The 18,143-nt window shown below is 51.4% G+C and carries 21 protein-coding genes and 1 other annotated feature; of the genes, 11 read left to right on the top strand and 10 right to left on the bottom strand.

Annotation, left to right across the window (positions count from 1 at the left end; all coding sequences use genetic code 11):
- Positions 1-57 precede the first annotated feature (57 nt).
- Entirely contained in the window at positions 58-936 is an 879-nt protein-coding gene (gene nadK, locus GJ746_RS19010) for an NAD(+) kinase (protein ID WP_004104646.1), read from the bottom strand.
- A 125-nt stretch (positions 937-1,061) separates the two neighbouring features.
- On the opposite strand from nadK, the gene grpE reads away from it, so the two are divergent.
- Positions 1,062-1,652, top strand: a complete 591-nt coding sequence (grpE, locus tag GJ746_RS19005) for a nucleotide exchange factor GrpE (RefSeq protein ID WP_154681590.1) — start codon at positions 1,062-1,064, stop codon at positions 1,650-1,652.
- 67 nt (positions 1,653-1,719) lie between these two features.
- Here the strand turns inward: grpE and GJ746_RS19000 are convergent, their stop codons facing one another.
- Positions 1,720-3,009: an HlyC/CorC family transporter gene (locus tag GJ746_RS19000; protein WP_154681589.1), complete on the bottom strand. Its 1,290-nt coding sequence runs from the start codon at positions 3,007-3,009 to the stop codon at positions 1,720-1,722.
- Between the two features lie 18 nt (positions 3,010-3,027).
- Positions 3,028-3,819, bottom strand: a complete 792-nt coding sequence (locus GJ746_RS18995) for an inner membrane protein YpjD (protein WP_154681588.1) — start codon at positions 3,817-3,819, stop codon at positions 3,028-3,030.
- A gap of 164 nt (positions 3,820-3,983) precedes the next feature.
- Here GJ746_RS18995 and ffh point away from each other — a divergent pair, with 164 nt between their 5' ends.
- The 7 genes from ffh to GJ746_RS18960 all read left to right on the top strand — a co-directional run bounded on the left by ffh (position 3,984) and on the right by GJ746_RS18960 (position 9,664).
- A complete protein-coding gene (gene ffh / locus GJ746_RS18990) occupies positions 3,984-5,348 on the top strand; it encodes a signal recognition particle protein (RefSeq protein ID WP_154681587.1) in 1,365 nt (454 codons plus the stop codon).
- A 318-nt stretch (positions 5,349-5,666) separates the two neighbouring features.
- Positions 5,667-5,915 (top strand): 30S ribosomal protein S16, encoded by a 249-nt coding sequence (gene rpsP, locus GJ746_RS18985; protein WP_154681586.1) that lies wholly within the window; start codon positions 5,667-5,669, stop codon positions 5,913-5,915.
- An 18-nt stretch (positions 5,916-5,933) separates the two neighbouring features.
- Complete coding sequence (rimM, locus tag GJ746_RS18980; protein WP_154681585.1) at positions 5,934-6,482, top strand: ribosome maturation factor RimM; 549 nt, start codon at positions 5,934-5,936, stop codon at positions 6,480-6,482.
- Positions 6,483-6,528: 46 nt separating this feature from the next.
- On the top strand, positions 6,529-7,296 hold the full coding sequence (gene trmD / locus GJ746_RS18975) for a tRNA (guanosine(37)-N1)-methyltransferase TrmD (RefSeq protein WP_154681584.1): 768 nt from the start codon (positions 6,529-6,531) through the stop codon (positions 7,294-7,296).
- A gap of 39 nt (positions 7,297-7,335) precedes the next feature.
- Entirely contained in the window at positions 7,336-7,683 is a 348-nt protein-coding gene (rplS, locus tag GJ746_RS18970) for a 50S ribosomal protein L19 (RefSeq protein ID WP_004104634.1), read from the top strand.
- Between the two features lie 120 nt (positions 7,684-7,803).
- Positions 7,804-8,241 carry a DUF2946 domain-containing protein gene (locus tag GJ746_RS18965; RefSeq protein WP_154681583.1) on the top strand — a complete coding sequence of 146 codons (438 nt, stop codon included), beginning with the start codon at positions 7,804-7,806 and terminating at the stop codon, positions 8,239-8,241.
- Between the two features lie 52 nt (positions 8,242-8,293).
- Positions 8,294-9,664: a PepSY-associated TM helix domain-containing protein gene (locus GJ746_RS18960; RefSeq protein WP_154681582.1), complete on the top strand. Its 1,371-nt coding sequence runs from the start codon at positions 8,294-8,296 to the stop codon at positions 9,662-9,664.
- 5 nt (positions 9,665-9,669) lie between these two features.
- Here the strand turns inward: GJ746_RS18960 and GJ746_RS18955 are convergent, their stop codons facing one another.
- From GJ746_RS18955 to GJ746_RS18945, 3 genes are read right to left on the bottom strand one after another with little or no spacing between them, the layout of a single operon-like run.
- Positions 9,670-10,152, bottom strand: a complete 483-nt coding sequence (locus GJ746_RS18955) for an OmpA family protein (RefSeq protein WP_154681581.1) — start codon at positions 10,150-10,152, stop codon at positions 9,670-9,672.
- Between the two features lie 11 nt (positions 10,153-10,163).
- Complete coding sequence (gene dgcN / locus GJ746_RS18950; RefSeq protein ID WP_154681580.1) at positions 10,164-11,387, bottom strand: diguanylate cyclase DgcN; 1,224 nt, start codon at positions 11,385-11,387, stop codon at positions 10,164-10,166.
- A complete protein-coding gene (locus GJ746_RS18945; RefSeq protein ID WP_154681579.1) occupies positions 11,380-11,889 on the bottom strand; it encodes a YfiR family protein in 510 nt (169 codons plus the stop codon). Before GJ746_RS18945 ends, dgcN begins: the two co-directional genes overlap by 8 nt.
- 343 nt (positions 11,890-12,232) lie before the next feature.
- Here GJ746_RS18945 and aroF point away from each other — a divergent pair, with 343 nt between their 5' ends.
- From aroF to GJ746_RS18930, 3 genes are all read left to right on the top strand, one after another.
- Positions 12,233-13,303: a 3-deoxy-7-phosphoheptulonate synthase AroF gene (aroF, locus tag GJ746_RS18940; RefSeq protein WP_154681578.1), complete on the top strand. Its 1,071-nt coding sequence runs from the start codon at positions 12,233-12,235 to the stop codon at positions 13,301-13,303.
- A gap of 9 nt (positions 13,304-13,312) precedes the next feature.
- The gene (tyrA, locus tag GJ746_RS18935; RefSeq protein ID WP_154681577.1) at positions 13,313-14,434 is read left to right on the top strand and encodes a bifunctional chorismate mutase/prephenate dehydrogenase; all 1,122 of its coding nucleotides are present in this window, start codon (positions 13,313-13,315) and stop codon (positions 14,432-14,434) included.
- Between the two features lie 68 nt (positions 14,435-14,502).
- On the top strand, positions 14,503-15,375 hold the full coding sequence (locus GJ746_RS18930; protein WP_154681576.1) for an SMP-30/gluconolactonase/LRE family protein: 873 nt from the start codon (positions 14,503-14,505) through the stop codon (positions 15,373-15,375).
- On the opposite strand, the gene pheA is transcribed toward GJ746_RS18930, so the two are convergent.
- From pheA to bamD, 4 genes are all read right to left on the bottom strand, one after another.
- Complete coding sequence (pheA, locus tag GJ746_RS18925) at positions 15,372-16,532, bottom strand: bifunctional chorismate mutase/prephenate dehydratase (protein WP_154681575.1); 1,161 nt, start codon at positions 16,530-16,532, stop codon at positions 15,372-15,374. The two genes, GJ746_RS18930 and pheA, sit on opposite strands and share 4 nt — an antisense overlap.
- 30 nt (positions 16,533-16,562) lie before the next feature.
- Positions 16,563-16,687, bottom strand: a sequence feature (Phe leader region).
- A complete protein-coding gene (gene pheL, locus GJ746_RS25260; RefSeq protein WP_195908876.1) occupies positions 16,639-16,686 on the bottom strand; it encodes a pheA operon leader peptide PheL in 48 nt (15 codons plus the stop codon). It overlaps the preceding feature by 48 nt.
- 106 nt (positions 16,688-16,793) lie before the next feature.
- Positions 16,794-17,129 (bottom strand): ribosome-associated translation inhibitor RaiA, encoded by a 336-nt coding sequence (raiA, locus tag GJ746_RS18920; protein ID WP_004104616.1) that lies wholly within the window; start codon positions 17,127-17,129, stop codon positions 16,794-16,796.
- A 271-nt stretch (positions 17,130-17,400) separates the two neighbouring features.
- On the bottom strand, positions 17,401-18,138 hold the full coding sequence (bamD, locus tag GJ746_RS18915) for an outer membrane protein assembly factor BamD (protein ID WP_154681574.1): 738 nt from the start codon (positions 18,136-18,138) through the stop codon (positions 17,401-17,403).
- Between the last annotated feature and the right edge of the window lie 5 nt (positions 18,139-18,143).

Below are 18,143 nucleotides of genomic sequence, written 5' to 3'. Positions count from 1 at the left end.
TGTGTTTTCGTACAGTATAATATGGTTTTTTATCCAGTAAAGAGGTTGGCCATGAAATTAGAACAATTTTTTTGACCAGCCTAACTTGGTGCTTAATGTATTGAAATAACTGTAATCTTTTGGATGAATAAGATTGAGGTGATAATCGCAGCGGCGGATCAGCACATCTTCACCATCCTGAATCGGAAGCGCTATCTGGCTATCACAGCTAATCTCCAGGTCGCTACAGCGCTGAGAAAAGCGTAGACGGATGGTGCTGTCGCCGTTGATCACCAGCGGACGGGCTGAAAGCGTATGCGGGAACATAGGAACCAGGGTGATAGCATCCAGTGAAGGGGTAAGAATAGGTCCCCCGGCAGAGAGTGAATAAGCCGTGGAACCGGTAGGCGTAGAGATAATCAGACCATCGGAGCGCTGAGAGAAAGCAAATACTTCGTCAATGTAGACTTCAAACTCTATCATATGCGCCACTTTGCCGGGGTGCAGGACAACTTCGTTAATTGCCGTGCTGATGCGCTTCTGGCAATCCTGCTGGCACACCTGAGCTTCCAGCAGGAAGCGTTTTTCGGCGATATAATGACCCTCAAGCACATCGGCGAGCTGCTGTAGCGCGTTATCCGGATCGAGGTCGGTCAGAAAGCCGAGATTACCTCGGTTAATTCCAATGACGTTAATATCGTAGCGCGCCAGCGTGCGTGCCGCGCCGAGCATATTGCCATCTCCACCTACCACAACGGCCAGATCCGCCTGCTGACCAATTTCCGCCAGCGTTCCTGTTTTCACATTACTCAGCTGTAATTCATGTGCGATTTGCTGCTCAACCAGCACTTCATAACCTTTGCTGGACAACCAGCGCCAGAGCATTTCATGTGTGGTCAGCGCGGTTGGGTGACGAGGGTGTCCCACAATGCCTATACACTTGAAGTGATTCTTCATGATCTGGATGTCCTTGCGTTAAATGAATAGTGACAATATGGCTGCGTTCCCTTGAAACCCGGAAACTGATCCCCATAATAAGCGAAGTTAGCGAGATGAATGCGAAAAAAAACGCGGAGAAATTCATGAGTAGTAAAGAACAGAAAACGCCTGAGGGGCAAGCCCCGGAAGAAATTATCACGGAGCAGCACGACGACGTTGAGGCGGTAGAGCCTGAGGTTTCGGCTGAGCAGGTGGATCCGCGCGATGAAAAAATTGCGAATCTGGAAGCTCAGCTTGTTGAAGCCCAGAAGCGCGAACGTGAAGTATTGCTGCGTGCGAAAGCCGATGAAGATAACCTGCGCCGCCGTACCGAGCTGGATATCGAAAAAGCACATAAGTTTGCGCTTGAGAAGTTCGTCAATGAACTGCTGCCGGTAATCGACAGCCTGGATCGCGCGCTGGAAGTAGCTGATAAGGCGAATCCGGATCTGGCGCCAATGGTCGAGGGTATCGAACTGACGCTGAAGTCGATGCTGGACGTGGTACGTAAGTTCGGCGTGGAAGTCGTCGCTGATACCAACGTGCCGCTGGATCCGAACGTACATCAGGCCATCGCGATGGTTGAGTCTGACGACGTAGCGGCTGGCAACGTTCTGGGCGTTATGCAGAAGGGCTATACCCTGAATGGTCGTACTATTCGCGCGGCGATGGTTACCGTGGCGAAAGCGAAGTAAATAAGCGAAACGGCTACCACAGGGTAGCCGTTTTTCTGTTCATATCTGTCAGATACCATAAGGTTAACTAGGATTCAGCCACGCTTTCGCGGATGGGTTTTACCGGCATAACCTTCACTTGTTTAATCATATTCTCCTGAACATCAAGAATATCGATATCGTACTGTTCGATGCGTACGCGGGTGCCTGGAGCAGGGATCTCTTCGAGTGCCTCGAGGATAATACCGTTAATTGTTCGCGCTTCATCTTCCGGCAGATGCCAGTTAAATGCCTTGTTGATTTCACGTACGTTCGCGGACCCGTCGATAATGACTGAACCATCGTTAAGCGGTGTGACCTCTTCAGCCAGCGTAGGCGACATTGAAGTCGTGAAGTCACCGACGATCTCCTCAAGGATATCCTCAACTGTGACCAGACCCTGAATATCTCCGTATTCATCAACTACCAGGCCTACTTTCTTCTTATTACGCTGGAATTTTACCAACTGGGTGCTGAGCGGAGTTCCTTCCGGGACAAAGTAAATTTCATCGGCGGCGCGCAGCATAACCTCTTTAGTGAACTCTTTTTTCTCCGTCATCAGGCGGTAAGCTTCACGTACCCGCAGCATGCTGATGGCATCATCAAGGGTATCGCGATAAAGCACGATGCGCCCGTGCGGAGAATGGGTCAACTGGCGGACAATGGATTTCCAGTCGTCATTAATATTGATACCGACAATATCGCTGCGCGGAACCATGATGTCATCAACGCTGACTTTCTCAAGATCCAGAACGGACAGCAGCATGTCCTGATTACGACGAGATATTTGCGAGCGTGATTCATTCACGATAGTACGCAGTTCATCTTTACTTAATGCCCCGCTAATGACGATGTCGGCTTTAATGCCCATAATACGCATCAGAATGCGGGTTATGGTATTGAGTAGCCACACCAGCGGCATCATCAGTATCTGCAGCGGCGCGAGCAGGAGGCTACTGGGATAGGCCACCTTTTCCGGATAGAGCGCCGCGATGGTTTTTGGCAGCACTTCGGCAAATACCAGAACCACGAACGTCAGAACGCCGGTAGCAATGGCGACGCCGGCATCGCCGTACAGGCGTATACCCACAATGGTAGCCAGCGCCGAGGCAAGAATATTGACGAGGTTATTGCCAATGAGTACCAGGCTAATGAGACGGTCGGGTTTGCGTAGCAGCTTTTCGACGCGTTTTGCCTGACGATTGCCCTGTTTGGCCAGATGCCGCAGGCGGTAGCGATTTAGCGTCATCATGCCGGTTTCAGAACCGGAGAAATAGGCGGAGATTACCACCATGATGATCAGCGTTACGATCAGCGTGGTGGTGGAGATATGTTCCAATTAGGATTCCTTAAAGACTTAGCTCATGAACTGTTGCAATACACGGCTACCAAAATAGGCCAGCGTCAGCAGTCCTGCACCAGTCACGTTAAACCAGACGACCCGGCGTCCGCGCCACCCTTCATGATAGTGGCCCCACAGCAGGACGATATAAACAAACCACGCGATGATAGACAGTACTGCTTTATCAATGTTTTCCGCATTAAACAGGTTGTGCATGTAAAACAACCCGGTACATAGCGTCAGGGTTAATAGAACTACACCTATCTGAGTGATATGGAACATTTTACGTTCGATGCTCATCAGCGGCGGCATTTCGCTACTGAATGTTAACCTCTTATTCTTCAACTGATAGTCAATCCACGCCAGTTGTAGAGCGTAAAGGGCCGCGATAATCAGCGTAGCATAAGAAAAGAGCGACAGGCCGATATGGACCAACATCCCCGGCGTGGTTTCAAGATGAGTGATGTACTCGTTCGGCATAAAGGTTGCGAACGCGAGATTGATCAAGGCGAAGGTATAAACAATGGGCAGCAATAGCCAGCCGCGATTACGCGATGCGACTATGGTCATTACCGTACAGATCATCAGGCTGACCAGCGAGCCTACGTTTAATAGACTAAGATTTTGCCCGCTTTCGCCGCCGGGAAAAATGCGTGATTCCAGCGCAAAGGCGTGACAAATCAACGCAATAGTTGCGGAAAGAATCGCCATCCGCCGCCAGCTGCTGTTTTTTTGCAGCAGACCGGGGACGATCAGCGCGAGGCTGATAGAGTAGGCGACAAGGGCGAGTAGAGCAAAAACAGGCATATGCGCGTCGACTGTTGACTAAATAGTAAAGAGAAGCAGTATAACGTCACGCGACTCTGGCTCCAACCGTTGCAGCACATTCGCGTTTATGTCGTGTTATACTGCGCCCATTCCGTTTTTGTGTCGCTGCGGCGACCGACCGTTTCCATCTCAGGCGAGAGACAATGTTTGATAATTTAACCGATCGTTTGTCCCGTACGCTGCGCAACATTAGCGGCCGCGGACGCCTTACCGAAGACAATATTAAAGACACCCTGCGTGAAGTGCGCATGGCGCTGCTGGAGGCGGACGTTGCTCTGCCTGTCGTTCGTGACTTCATCAACCGCGTAAAAGAGAGCGCGGTAGGCCATGAAGTGAACAAAAGCCTGACCCCGGGTCAGGAGTTCGTCAAAATTGTCCGCAACGAACTGGTTGCTGCAATGGGCGAAGAGAATCAGGCGCTGGATTTAGCCGCTCAGCCGCCAGCGGTAGTTTTGATGGCTGGTTTGCAGGGGGCAGGTAAGACCACCAGCGTCGCTAAGCTGGGTAAATTCCTGCGTGAAAAGCATAAGAAGAAAGTGCTGGTTGTATCTGCTGACGTTTATCGCCCCGCGGCGATCAAACAGCTGGAAACGCTGGCTGAGCAGGTTAGCGTTGATTTCTTCCCATCTGACGTGGGTCAGAAGCCGGTTGATATCGTTAATGCCGCGTTGAAAGAAGCGAAGCTTAAATTCTACGACGTGCTGCTGGTGGATACCGCCGGTCGCTTGCACGTTGATGAAGCGATGATGGACGAGATTAAGCAAGTCCACGCCTCGCTGAACCCGGTAGAAACCCTGTTCGTGGTCGATGCGATGACCGGTCAGGATGCGGCAAATACGGCGAAGGCGTTTAACGAAGCTCTGCCCTTGACCGGGGTCGTCTTGACGAAAGTGGACGGCGATGCCCGCGGCGGTGCGGCGCTGTCGATCCGTCATATCACCGGTAAGCCAATCAAGTTCCTCGGCGTTGGCGAGAAAACTGAAGCCCTGGAGCCGTTCCACCCCGATCGTATCGCATCGCGTATTCTGGGTATGGGCGACGTTCTGTCGCTTATCGAAGATATCGAAAGTAAGGTCGACCGCGCGCAGGCTGAGAAGCTGGCTTCCAAGCTGAAAAAAGGCGATGGTTTCGACCTTACCGATTTCCTTGAACAGCTGCGTCAGATGAAAAATATGGGCGGTATGGCCAGCCTGATGGGCAAACTGCCGGGCATGGGGCAGATACCGGACAACGTTAAATCGCAGATGGACGATAAGGTGCTGGTGCGTATGGAAGCCATCATCAACTCGATGACGCTGAAAGAACGTGCTAAACCGGAAATTATTAAAGGTTCGCGTAAGCGCCGCATCGCCGCAGGTTGTGGAATGCAGGTGCAGGATGTGAACCGTCTGCTCAAGCAGTTTGACGATATGCAGCGCATGATGAAGAAGATGAAGTCGAAAGGCGGCATGATGAAGATGATGCGTGGAATGAAAGGGATGATGCCGCCTGGTTTCCCTGGCCGCTGAAAACAAGGGTATAAGGCTATCTTGTTTGCCATGTTAGCTCCGGGGTGTGCTCGACAAAACACCAATGTGTTTTGAACGCCCTTCTGGGCGGCCCGGAGGGCGAGCGGAGCGAGTAAATGCTCATGAGCTACGTGTACGTTCCGGTGGCTGCGCGCACGCCGGAACCAAACTGACTGCACCGCCGACGGCCATTACAGCAGACTTATCAACTGCTGATTGCAATTTCCCCAAAAATCAGTAAAATTTTCGGGCTTTTAATATGACACCGGGCTCCGTTCCTCGATGGGGCCCGGTGTTTTATTCACACAAGAGGATGTTATGGTTACTATTCGTTTAGCACGTCACGGCGCAAAAAAGCGTCCGTTCTACCAGGTTGTTGTTACTGACAGCCGTAATGCACGCAACGGTCGCTTCATCGAGCGCGTTGGTTTCTTCAACCCGATCGCTTCCGCGAACGAAGAAGGAACTCGTCTGGATCTGGATCGTATCGCTCACTGGGTTGGCCAGGGCGCTACTGTTTCCGATCGCGTAGCTGCGCTGATCAAAGCCGCTAACAAAGCAGCTTAATCTGTCACGGTGGTCATGATGAGCAAGCAACACACCGCACAAGCACCTGTTGATCCGATTGTATTGGGCAAAATGGGTTCTTCCTACGGTATCCGTGGTTGGCTCAGAGTGTTTTCCTCCACCGAAGACGCCGAAAGCATTTTTGACTATCAGCCCTGGTTTATCCAGAAAGCGGGTCAGTGGCAGGTTGTCGAGCTGGAAAGCTGGCGCCACCACAATCAGGATATCGTCATTAAGCTGCAAGGCATTGACGATCGCGATGCAGCGAATCTATTGACTAATTGCGAAATTGTCGTGGATTCATCGCAGCTGCCAGCGCTTGAAGAAGGTGATTATTACTGGAAAGACCTTATGGGCTGCCAGGTTGTTACCACTGAAGGCTATAGCCTCGGCAAAGTCATCGATATGATGGAAACCGGGTCTAATGACGTTCTCGTCATCAAGGCAAACCTGAAAGATGCATTTGGTATCAAGGAGCGGCTGGTTCCGTTCCTCGATGGGCAGGTTATCAAGAAAGTCGATCTCGCTACTCGTACTATCGAAGTAGATTGGGATCCTGGTTTTTAAATTCTCCGAATAAACGGTAAAAAAACGGCACTATGGGGATTGGCTTGTGTTTATAGGTATTGTTAGCCTGTTTCCTGAAATGTTCCGCGCAATTACCGATTACGGGGTAACTGGCCGGGCAGTAAAAAATGGCCTGCTGAGCATCCAGAGCTGGAGTCCTCGTGATTTCGCTCATGACCGGCACCGTACCGTGGACGATCGTCCTTACGGCGGCGGACCGGGGATGTTAATGATGGTGCAACCCTTGCGGGACGCCATTCATGCAGCAAAAGCCGCGGCAGGTGAAGGCGCAAAGGTGATCTATCTTTCACCTCAGGGACGCAAGCTTGATCAAGCGGGCGTCAGCGAACTGGCAGCTAATCAGAAACTGATTTTGGTGTGCGGTCGCTACGAAGGCGTAGATGAGCGCGTAATTCAGACCGAAATTGATGAAGAATGGTCAATTGGTGATTACGTTCTCAGCGGTGGTGAGCTGCCGGCAATGACGTTGATTGACTCCGTTTCCCGGTTTATTCCGGGGGTTCTGGGTCATGAAGCTTCAGCAATTGAAGATTCTTTTGCTGAAGGATTGCTGGACTGCCCGCACTATACGCGGCCTGAAGTGTTAGAAGGCATGGAGGTACCGCCAGTGTTACTGTCGGGAAACCATGCGGAGATACGTCGCTGGCGTCTGAAGCAGTCGCTGGGCCGAACCTGGCTTAGAAGACCTGAACTTTTGGAAAACCTGGCTCTGACTGAAGAGCAAGCAAGGTTGCTGGCGGAGTTCAAAAAAGAACTGGCGCAACAGCAACATAAACATGATGGGATGGCGTAAGCCCCCGATATCAGTTTACCCAGGATAAGAGATTAAATTATGAGCAACATTATTAAGCAACTTGAACAAGAACAGATGAAGCAGGACGTACCTTCCTTCCGTCCGGGTGATACCGTGGAAGTGAAAGTATGGGTTGTTGAAGGTTCCAAAAAACGTCTGCAGGCATTCGAGGGCGTGGTTATCGCTATTCGTAACCGCGGTCTGCACTCTGCATTCACTGTTCGTAAAATTTCCAACGGCGAAGGCGTTGAGCGTGTCTTCCAGACTCACTCTCCGGTAGTTGACAGCATTTCTGTCAAACGTCGTGGTGCTGTACGTAAAGCTAAACTGTACTACCTGCGTGAGCGTACCGGTAAGTCTGCTCGTATCAAAGAGCGTCTTAACTAAGATTCGCTTTCGCGACATCCTGAATGAGAGGGCTGGCCTGCTGGGCCAGCCCTTTTTTTATCTTCATTTTAAACATTTCATTGAGAATCATTTACAATATGGCCCTCATTCGGAGGGACGGTGGCCAGCACTATTTTTCATCACTCAGCATTTCGACTACGGGCCGCATGGCTTGCGCTGTTTACGATCCTGCTGATCGTGGTGGCGCCGCTGATCTCTGTTGCGCTACAAAAAGATCCGATGAGCGGTATGCACCATTCAACGATGGAAATGTCGGAAGAGATGCCATCACATCAGATGCCCATAATGCATACTGACGCCTCGATTCCGGAACACGCGCATAGCATGCCGCTCGATCATGCTGAAGCCTGTGGCTACTGCGTACTGCTAGCTCAGGTTCCGGGTCTGATTCTCGCGCTGGTGCTGCTGGCTAGTATGATACTTCGACGCCAGCGGATTGCTGTTACCCGACCGATACTCAAACACTGGCATTACTTTCCCTGGCTTTATCCCGAAACCCGAGCGCCGCCGGTCCTGCCTGCTTACTCCTTTACATAAAAATAATGTGCGCACTGCGCAACGTTCTCTTTTGCTTTAAAAAAGGAAAAGTATGACTACCTGCACCTCGCGCGCGGCATGGCTGAACCTGCTGCGTCGTCTTCATTTCTATATTGGATTATTTATCGGGCCGTTTATTTTTGTGGCTGCTTTGACCGGTACGCTATATGTTGCCACTCCACAGCTGGAGAGCTGGCTTTATCAGGATGCTCTACGCGGTACGCTTAGTGGCGCAAAGCAGCCGCTTAGCGCGCAAATTATGCGCGCTAAGGAGGCTACCGATGAAAGGCTGCGTTTACAGGCCGTTCGTCCGGCGATAAACGCTGGAGAAACTACCCGCGTAATGTTTGTCGATCCTAAACTTGGGGAGTCTGAAACGCGGGCCATTTTTATTGACCCGGTAACTTTAAGCGTGAAAGGGGATATGCCGGCATACGGCACCAGCGGCATTTTGCCGCTGCGTCAGTGGATTGATTATGCTCACCGCTCGCTGCTGTTGGGTAACTTCGGACGACTTTACAGTGAACTGGCCGCATCCTGGATGTGGGTTGCCGCTCTCGGCGGGATCGCGTTGTGGTCGATGACCCGGCCGCGTCGTCGCATCAATAATAAGATGCAGAATCATCGCCGTCTGCATGTATCTCTCGGATGGGCGCTGCTGGTCGGTATGATCTTATTCTCTGCGACAGGTTTAACCTGGTCGCAATGGGCCGGCGCTAACGTCGACAAGATGCGCACCGCCTTTGGTTGGTTAACGCCACAGGTGAATACGCGGCTGCAAAGTGATGTACCGGTCGTGCACGATCCGCATGCGGAACATCATATGCGAAGCGTGACGACGGAGGAGATGGTATCGCCGCTACGCGTAGAGGATTTTGATAAAGTTCTGCAGGCTGCTCGCGCGGCTGGACTGGATGCCAGCAAGCTTGAGATTCGTCCGCCATCCGGTTCCGGGCTCGCGTGGACGGTGAATGAAATCGACAGAAGCTGGCCGACTCAGGTTGATGCCGTCGCGATCGATGGTGCAAATATGCGGGTCGTGGACCGTACTCGTTTTACCGATTTTCCTCTGATGGCTAAGCTAACCCGCTGGGGCGTTGATTTCCATATGGGTATTTTGTTTGGTCTTGCCAATCAGCTTCTGCTTATTGCATTCGGGGCTGCACTCTGCGTGATGATAGTCGTGGGATATCGCTTGTGGTGGATCCGCCGTCCGGCGCATGCGGCATTTAATCCGGCTAATACATTAATACAGGCGTGGTTTGACCTGGCGTGGCCCGCTCGTGTGATAACAGGCATTATTGCGGGATTGTTGGGGCTGGCGCTGCCGCTAATGGGGCTCAGTCTGGCGGCATGTCTCGCCGTTGATTATCTGCGCTGGCGCACTGCAACGGCGATGGTTCAGAGTAAATCAGTCGAGTAGGTTATTTAAGGCGTGCTGATGACTACCGTGACGCGGCGGTTTTCAGCACGGCCTTGCGCTGTATCGTTACTGGCTATCGGATACTTTTTCCCCAGGCCGAGAGTTGTCAAATTTGCGCGCGGAATATTTGCACCTTCGGCCCAGGCATCCGCTACGCTGTTAGCGCGCTTCAGCGATAACATTTCGTTGTAGCTGTCTTCGCCGTAATTATCAGTATGGCCTTCCAGGTGACTGTGGGTAATACCGGTAATCGCCAGACGTGAAGCCATCGTATGAATTTGCTGTTTGCTATCGGCACGCAGATGGTAGTCGTTCTTATCAAATAAGATGGTATCAGCTATTCCTAATGACCAGTCACCGTTGGTTTCAGTAAAACCGTATGACTTCATAGCTGCAATTTGTTCCGTGGAAAATTTCCCTTGCGGAGCCTGGCAGCCGCTAAGAAAAAGTGCGGCCAGTAAAGCAGGAGCGAAATATTTGCCGATCATGGTGATTCCTTTTATTTTTGCGTTTGCTGTAAGCGCTGGTGTTTCATCCGATACATATTTTGATCGGCAAGCTCTTGCAGATTTTCCGCAGAGGCATGTTCCCAGGTTAAAGCGTAGCCAATACTCAGCGTCAGCCTGACGGTGTGGCCGTTATGGAGATGGAACGGCGGGAGAAACTGTTCGGACAGCTTACTGCACAGAGCCTGAACTTCGGCTTCTGAATGAACATTACGCAGCAGAATAGCAAATTCATCGCCGCCGAGACGCCATGCCTGATGCTGTGTGCCGACAAAGGCCATCAGGCGGTTCGCTACTTCAATTAACACTTTGTCGCCGGCAGCATGGCCCCAGTTATCGTTAATGAGCTTGAAATTATCGCCATCAAGAAATAAAAGCGCTGAACTGCTATGTACGCTTTCGTCTTTCATCAATTCGTTAATGACGTTATAGAAAGCCGCCCTGTTAGCCAGACCGGTCAATGGATCGTGCAATGAGCTGCGCAGGAGCTGGGCATTTTTATCCTGAAGCTGCTGCTGCCAGTCCTCCATTTCACCCAGCAGACTATTAAAATCCTGGGCAAAGAGGTGGAATTCTTCAATACGCTCTTCAGGAACCCGGCGAGAAAAATGACGATTCTCGCGGATGTCGTGAACGACTTCGGTAATGCTTTGTAGCGCAGCCACAATGCCGCGATGCAATGAATGAGTCAGTAACAAAGCAATACAGGAAGCAAGAAAAATGCTGCCGGTTAGTACAAGAATTGAGATGCCAAGAAAATAGGTAATCAATCTGTCCAGCGCGGTCAGACGGAGTTCACCAATCATTTTTCCCTGATGCTGGATAGTTTGCACTGTCGGTTTGGGGAATAACCATTTGCTGATAACGTCGCTGATTCTATCCTGTCGGGCCAGACCATCGTTATGCCATGAAGCGAAAGGTTTTTGCCTGGCATCAACCAAAATTGCTCTGGAAAATTGCCCCTGTTTCCCGAGCGTCGCCAGAGTATCTTCAGCTGCCGCGCTATCGCCAAATACCAGCGCTGCTTCCAGACTACGGCCCATGGTGGCCGCGGTGAGCTCCAGGTTTTTTTGCGCATACTGTTTAAGGGTGAATATGGAAGCGGTGCACAGCAACAGCCAGACCAGTGTCATAGAGATAACCACGCTGATCATGCTGATACGGCGTAGCGCTCGTTTAAATGTGGGGCGCGGGGCCTGAGAAAAATCCTTATTCATGTGATGTTTTCCGGGCAAGCATCAGCACATCGGGATTAACCCGAACGCCGCTGTGCGTCAGTACATCCAGATTTACGGAAAATCTGACTCTCTCATTATTTATGAGCAAGCAAAAAGCGCTGCCAATAGAGCAATCAATATTTTGTTCCGCAATAAGTAATAGGGGGCGGTTTCCATATTTGGCTGTAAATTCAGACTGTTGGGTCGGTGATTCACTGCCAAAATAAAAACCATCGCAGGTCGTATGTAAGGCTTCTTCTGTATTACGAACAATCACAGGTTTATAAGGCAATAATTCCGGCGCTTCTTTGGCGAGGCTATGGATATAACGTGATGTCGAAAAAATACATAATCTTGGCGGACCGGATAACTGCGGCCAGCGAGTATAAGTCACGATTCCTGAAACGATCGTCCGAACATTTTCAGACGGTCCGGAGGCAACAGCAGAGATACCCACGAGCGATAGTACTAAAGTCAAAAAAAGACGGTTAAGAACTCTCATTACGATTCCGTCAGGTTGTCATAGCGCGGGGGGGCAGATTGCTGAAACCTGAGCGAAGAATAGCATCATTGGTGAAGAGCGTCATTAGCCAGCCGCGCTGCTTTAAGATAATTCTCACCAGGATTTTTCGTAAGCGTAACCTGTTCATATGGGGCGGTAATCGGTATTCAGACTGGTGGTGTAAATTAATTTGTACAAAAATAGTGGATTAATTCCCAATTAATTTGCTATTGTAAACTAAAATTTACGGATTATGGATTGAAATCTTTACTTTGTATGGTATCGTTACGTCATCCTCGGTGAGGAAACCACTATCGCAAACGAGCTATACAGGATCGCAATCATGCAAAAAGACGCGCTGAATAACGTACATATTACTGATGAACAGGTTTTGATCACTCCGGAACAGCTGAAAGCTGAATTCCCCCTGAGCCTTGAGCAAGAAGCGCAGATCGCGCAGTCTCGCCAGACTATCTCAGACATCATCGCTGGCCGCGATCCTCGCCTGCTGGTGGTGTGTGGTCCTTGTTCGATTCACGATCCTGAAACCGCAATTGAATACGCTCGTCGTTTTAAAACTCTTGCCGCAGAGGTCAGCGATAGCCTCTATCTGGTAATGCGCGTCTATTTTGAAAAACCTCGTACCACCGTTGGCTGGAAAGGGCTGATTAACGATCCGCATATGGATGGTTCGTTTGATGTGGAAGGTGGTTTGAAGATTGCGCGTCGTCTGCTGGTTGATTTGGTCAATATGGGCCTGCCACTGGCGACAGAAGCGTTGGATCCAAACAGTCCTCAGTACCTTGGCGACCTGTTCAGCTGGTCAGCTATTGGCGCGCGTACTACGGAATCACAGACTCACCGCGAGATGGCCTCAGGCCTGTCAATGCCGGTCGGTTTTAAAAATGGTACCGATGGCAGCCTGGCAACAGCAATTAACGCGATGCGCGCAGCTGCTATGCCTCACCGTTTTGTAGGCATCAACCAGGCCGGGCAGGTTTGCCTGCTGCAAACGCAGGGCAACCCGAACGGCCATGTTATTCTTCGTGGTGGTAAAGCGCCTAACTACGGTCCGGAAGATGTCGCGAAGTGTGAAAAAGAGATGACTCAGGCGGGACTGAAACCCTCTCTGATGGTAGATTGCAGCCATGGGAATTCGAATAAAGACTACCGCCGCCAGCCTGCGGTTGCCGAATCCGTCGTCGCGCAGATTAAAGATGGTAATCGTTCCATCATTGGTCTGATGATCGAGAGCAATATCCACGAAGGTAATCAGTCCTCCGAGCAGCCGCGTTGCGATATGAAATACGGCGTCTCCGTGACCGATGCCTGCATTAGCTGGGAAACTACCGATGCATTGCTCCGCGAACTTGATAAGGATCTGCGAGGCCATCTGGCGGCTCGTCTGGGGTAAGAGGATTATATGGTTGCTGAACTGACCGCGTTGCGCGATCAAATTGATGAAGTCGATAAGGCGCTGCTGGAACTGCTGGCTAAGCGCCTCGAACTGGTAGCGGAAGTCGGAGAGGTTAAAAGCCAATATGGCCTGCCGATTTACGTTCCTGAGCGTGAGTCGGCGATGCTGGCTTCCCGTCGTGAGGAGGCCGCAGCGCTTGGGGTTCCGCCGGATCTTATCGAAGATGTTTTGCGTCGCGTGATGCGTGAGTCTTACTCCAGCGAAAACGATAAAGGTTTTAAAACGCTCTATCCGAATCTGCGCCCGGTGGTTATTGTCGGCGGCGGTGGGCAAATGGGGCGTCTGTTCGAGAAAATGCTGACGCTTTCCGGCTACCAGGTTCGTATTCTGGAGAAAGACGACTGGTCGCGGGCGGAAGAGATCGTTGCAGATGCCGGCATGGTTATCGTCAGCGTGCCGATTCACACGACTGCGGCAACGATTGCTCAACTACCGCCATTGCCAGCGGACTGCATTCTGGTTGATTTGGCCTCGGTTAAAGCAGAACCGCTGCAGGCAATGTTAGCCGCCCATAAAGGTCCGGTGCTAGGTCTGCATCCTATGTTTGGCCCCGATAGCGGCAGCCTGGCGAAGCAGGTTGTTGTGTACTGCGATGGTCGTCAGCCGGAATCCTATCAGTGGTTCCTGGAGCAAATTCAGGTATGGGGGGCTCGGCTGCACCGCATCAGCGCCGTCGAGCACGATCAAAACATGGCCTTTATTCAGGCGCTGCGCCACTTTGCGACCTTCGCTTATGGCCTGCACCTGGCCGAAGAGAACGTGCGCCTTGAGCAGCTTCTGGCGCTGTCGTCGCCTATTTATCGCCTTGAACTGGCGATGGTTGGTCGCCTGTTTGCCCAGGACCCGCAGCTTTATGCTGACATTATTATGTCCTCGGAAAACAATCTGGCGCTGATAAAGCGATACTATCAGCGCTTCGGCGAAGCGATTGGTCTGCTGGAGCAGGGAGATAAACAGGCGTTCATCGACAGCTTCCGCAAGGTTGAGCACTGGTTCGGTGATTATGCCCAGCGCTTCCAGAGCGAAAGCCGAACGTTGCTGCGTCAGGCAAATGATAATCGGCAGTAAGTGTTAAAACGCGTATACAATAAAGCCAGGGGGGTGACCCGCTGGCTTTTTTTATAGGGATGAAAACGATGGCTGAACCACAACCGCTGTTTGATTACACCGGGCATTTACCGGAATGTCCGACCTGGAGTGAAGCCGAACAGGCTCTGTACTGGGCCGATATAATGGAGTGTGAGATTCATCGCTACGAAGTGCGGACGGGTGAACATCAGGTACTACAATTTCCTGAAGAGCCCGGCTGTTTTGCTCTCCGGGCGAAGGGGGGGTTTATCGTCGCATTACGTAGCGGTATTTGGCTCACTGATACTCATGGCCTTCTGCAGCGAAAAGTTTGTGATAACCCGAGTAATCCGCTATTAGCGCGCTTTAACGATGGTGGAACCGATCGCGACGGCCGCTTTTATGCCGGAACTTTCTGGGGGCCGGGAGATTTTAACGGGGCGCTGTTGATGCGTATCGATAACGATCTCTCTGCGCAGGTCATCCAGTGCGATATTCATGGTGCCAACGGCCTGGCGTTTAGCGAAGACAAGCAATGGATGTATACCTCGGATACGCCGAACGCTGTTATCTACCGTACTCCTTTGGATGAACAGGGCGAGCCGGGTAAGCGCGCGGTTTTTCGTCGCTTTCTGCCGGGGGAGGGGATCCCTGATGGTGCGGCCATAGATGTAGAAGGTTGCTACTGGAGTGCGATGTTTGACGGCTGGCGGGTTGCCCGCTTCTCGCCGACGGGTGAGCAGCTGGAGGAGTATCGCTTACCGGTGCGTTGCCCGACGATGGTCTGTTTTGGTGGGGCAGATATGAAAACGCTTTATATCACCACTACGCGGGAGAATATGGACGCCGAAGAAGTCGCAAAATATCCGCTTTCCGGCGCGATCTTCACCCTGCCGGTTGCCGTGGCAGGGATGAAGAAATTGCCGTTTAAAGAAAGTTAAACCGGATCGACCGGTACCACGTTTTCGCTGGCATAGCAGCCCAGCACCTTCATTGAACGGGTTATCTCGGCCAGCTCTTTTAATGCCTTACGCATGGGCATCGATTCCAGGTTGGCCTGGATATCCAGATAAAACATCTCTTCCCACGGGTTACCGTGAATCGGACGGGATTCCAGCTTCGTCATTATCAGGTTATGGTTGCGCAGCACCAGCAGAGCCTCTACCAGGGCTCCTGCTTGCTGGCCTGTAGCCATTAGCAAGGTGGTTTTCGCCGGTACCTGATCGGAGACTTCCACCGCTTTTCGTGCCAGGACCAGGAAGCGGGTGATGTTTTGCGCCTGGTTAGCAAGACAATGCTCCAGAACCTGCAAACCGTGCAGCGCGCCGCCGGCTTCGCTGCCCAGGGCGGCCACGGTCGGAGAGTTAGCCTGCGCCACCTTCTCCATTGCTGACGAGGTGCTATCGGTATATTCAATGTTCCAGTGCGGATAGCGGCTTAGATATTGGCTGCACTGCTGGAACGGCTGCGGATGGCTGTAGACCGTTGTGATCTGCTGCGCATCGGTTGACGTTGCGACCAGCACGCAGTGATCGATAGGCAGCGTCAGCTCGCCAACGATGGACAAGCTAGTGTGCTGCAGAAGGTCGTAAACGTCATTGATGCCGCCGGAGCTGGTATTCTCGATAGGCACGACGGCGTAGTCAGCCTGACCCGTTTCCACTTGCTCGAAGATATCGGCAAATTTAGCGCAGCCGCTCTCGATAAACTGTTCAAAGTGGCGGGCCGCATACTGACGAGCCGCCAGATGCGAATATGAACCTTTAGGGCCGAGAAACGCTACGCGTGCGGAATGAGGGTTTATTTTATTCAGGTGCTGCTGGAGTAGCGTTTGTTGGGTAAGAACCGAGTCTTCAATAATGAGCTGGAACAGGCGTGTGATGTAATGGGCATCAAGATGATAGCTTTTACCCAGCGTCATCAGCCGCTCCAGCAGGTCGCGCTCGCGGTCGATATCGCGCACCGGACGATGTGATGCCAGCTTGGCTTTGCCAACCTCTACGGCCAGGCCACGGCGTTCAGCCAGCAGCGCAAGCAGCTTTTCATCAAGAGCGCTGATCTTATCGCGTAGGGCCAGTAATGGGTTTTCCTCGGTCATATGTGTTGCCTTTCTTGTTATCGATTATCAATAAAAAAGGCCTCCCGCTTGGGAGGCCTTGTTGTTCGTCTTCGCATTCTTTATCACACGACGAATTGCCTCCCATTCAGGGGAAGGTAAAAAAGAATGCGAAGAAGAACGGGATCGGTTGCACGATGAATTCCTTAAGTTAGTGGGGATTACAGTACCTGTACTGTTTTCACTCTGTCAATAAAAAACGCGCCCGAAGGCGCGTGGCATGACACAAGCTTAAGTTAAGGATTACTCTTCTTCTTCCACAAAGCCTGCCTCTTTCACCGATGTTGCGGCGCGGCGGGCTTCCCCTTTGTGTTGCACTTTATTTAGCTGCCGTTCCAGCTTGTTGATCAATTCGTTGATGGCGGCGTACATATCTTCGTGCCGTGCGCTGGCAACCAGGTGGCCGTTCGGCGTATTGATTGTTGCATCAGCGACAAAACCCTGTGGCTCTTTAGAAAGGATGATATGCGGGTTAATTAAGTGGGTTTGCCATTTATCTAATTTTGCGAGACGGTCTGCGACGTGCTGGCGAATTGCCGGAGTAATTTCCATTTGCTTACTGGTAATGTTCATTGTCATAAATTTTACCTCTTGTCTTTCCCGTCTTGGTGAACTCAGCATACCTCGCCTAATGTCAAAATTCGTGATTTAAATCACATTTTATTGTCACTTTTTGTCAACAAATCTGTTTTGTGAGGCAGGACAGGAACAGAGGAGATTTTACTTGTCGAATGGAAAAAAGAGGGCCATATTTGATGAGTTAACTCAGCGCTAAACCGCTTCAGCTAAAATTTTTAACGAATAAAAAAACGGCAGCCATCAGGCTGCCGTTTTGCTTATCTATCGTCTATCAGGTGTTCTTACCGTTTGCTGCAATGATTTGCGCAACCTTGTCGGCCTGAGCATTCATTTGCATCTGACGGTAGGCGTTTTCCATCTTCGGCAGCGCATCGCGGGTGGCCTGCGTATCCGGATAGTTACGCAGCATTCCTTCCACGCGGTTGACTACCGCAACCCATGCGCCACGAGCGGTATAGTAATCAACAACCGATAGCTCGTACTTCGCCAGACGATCCTTCAGGAACACCATACGTTTATAGGCGTCGGTGGAGTACTGGCTATTAGGATAGCCACGAACCAGCCTGGAGAAGTCGTTAAAGGCATCACGCGCGTGTTGTGGATCGCGATCGGAGCGATCGACACCGAAGAAGCCCTGCAGCGCACTGTCATCCAACGCCATATTTGTCAGACCACGCATATAAATGACGTAATCAATGTTAGGATGCGTAGGGTTCAGGCGTACAAAGCGATCGATGGCGGCCTGAGCCAGCGGCAGATCGGCGTTTTTGTAGTACGCATAAATCAGATCCAACTGTACCTGTTGGGAATAAGGTCCAAAGGGATAACGGTTATCCAACGCTTCCAGTTGCGTTATTGCCTGTTTCCAGTTACCGTCCTGCAGCTTTTGCTGAGCGGTCGCGTAGATCTCATTCGGCGGATTATCGGGCACCTCCTCCTTTGAGCCAGAGCAACCCACCAAAGCCAGGCTCAGTGTGGCTGCTGCCACCAGGTATTTCATGCGCGTCATGACGT

Origin of the sequence: Klebsiella oxytoca, assembly GCF_009707385.1 — a bacterium.
GTDB classification, from domain to species: domain Bacteria; phylum Pseudomonadota; class Gammaproteobacteria; order Enterobacterales; family Enterobacteriaceae; genus Klebsiella; species Klebsiella oxytoca_C.
Note: the sequence above shows the minus strand (reverse complement) of the source record. Positions and strands in the feature narration are given on the sequence as shown.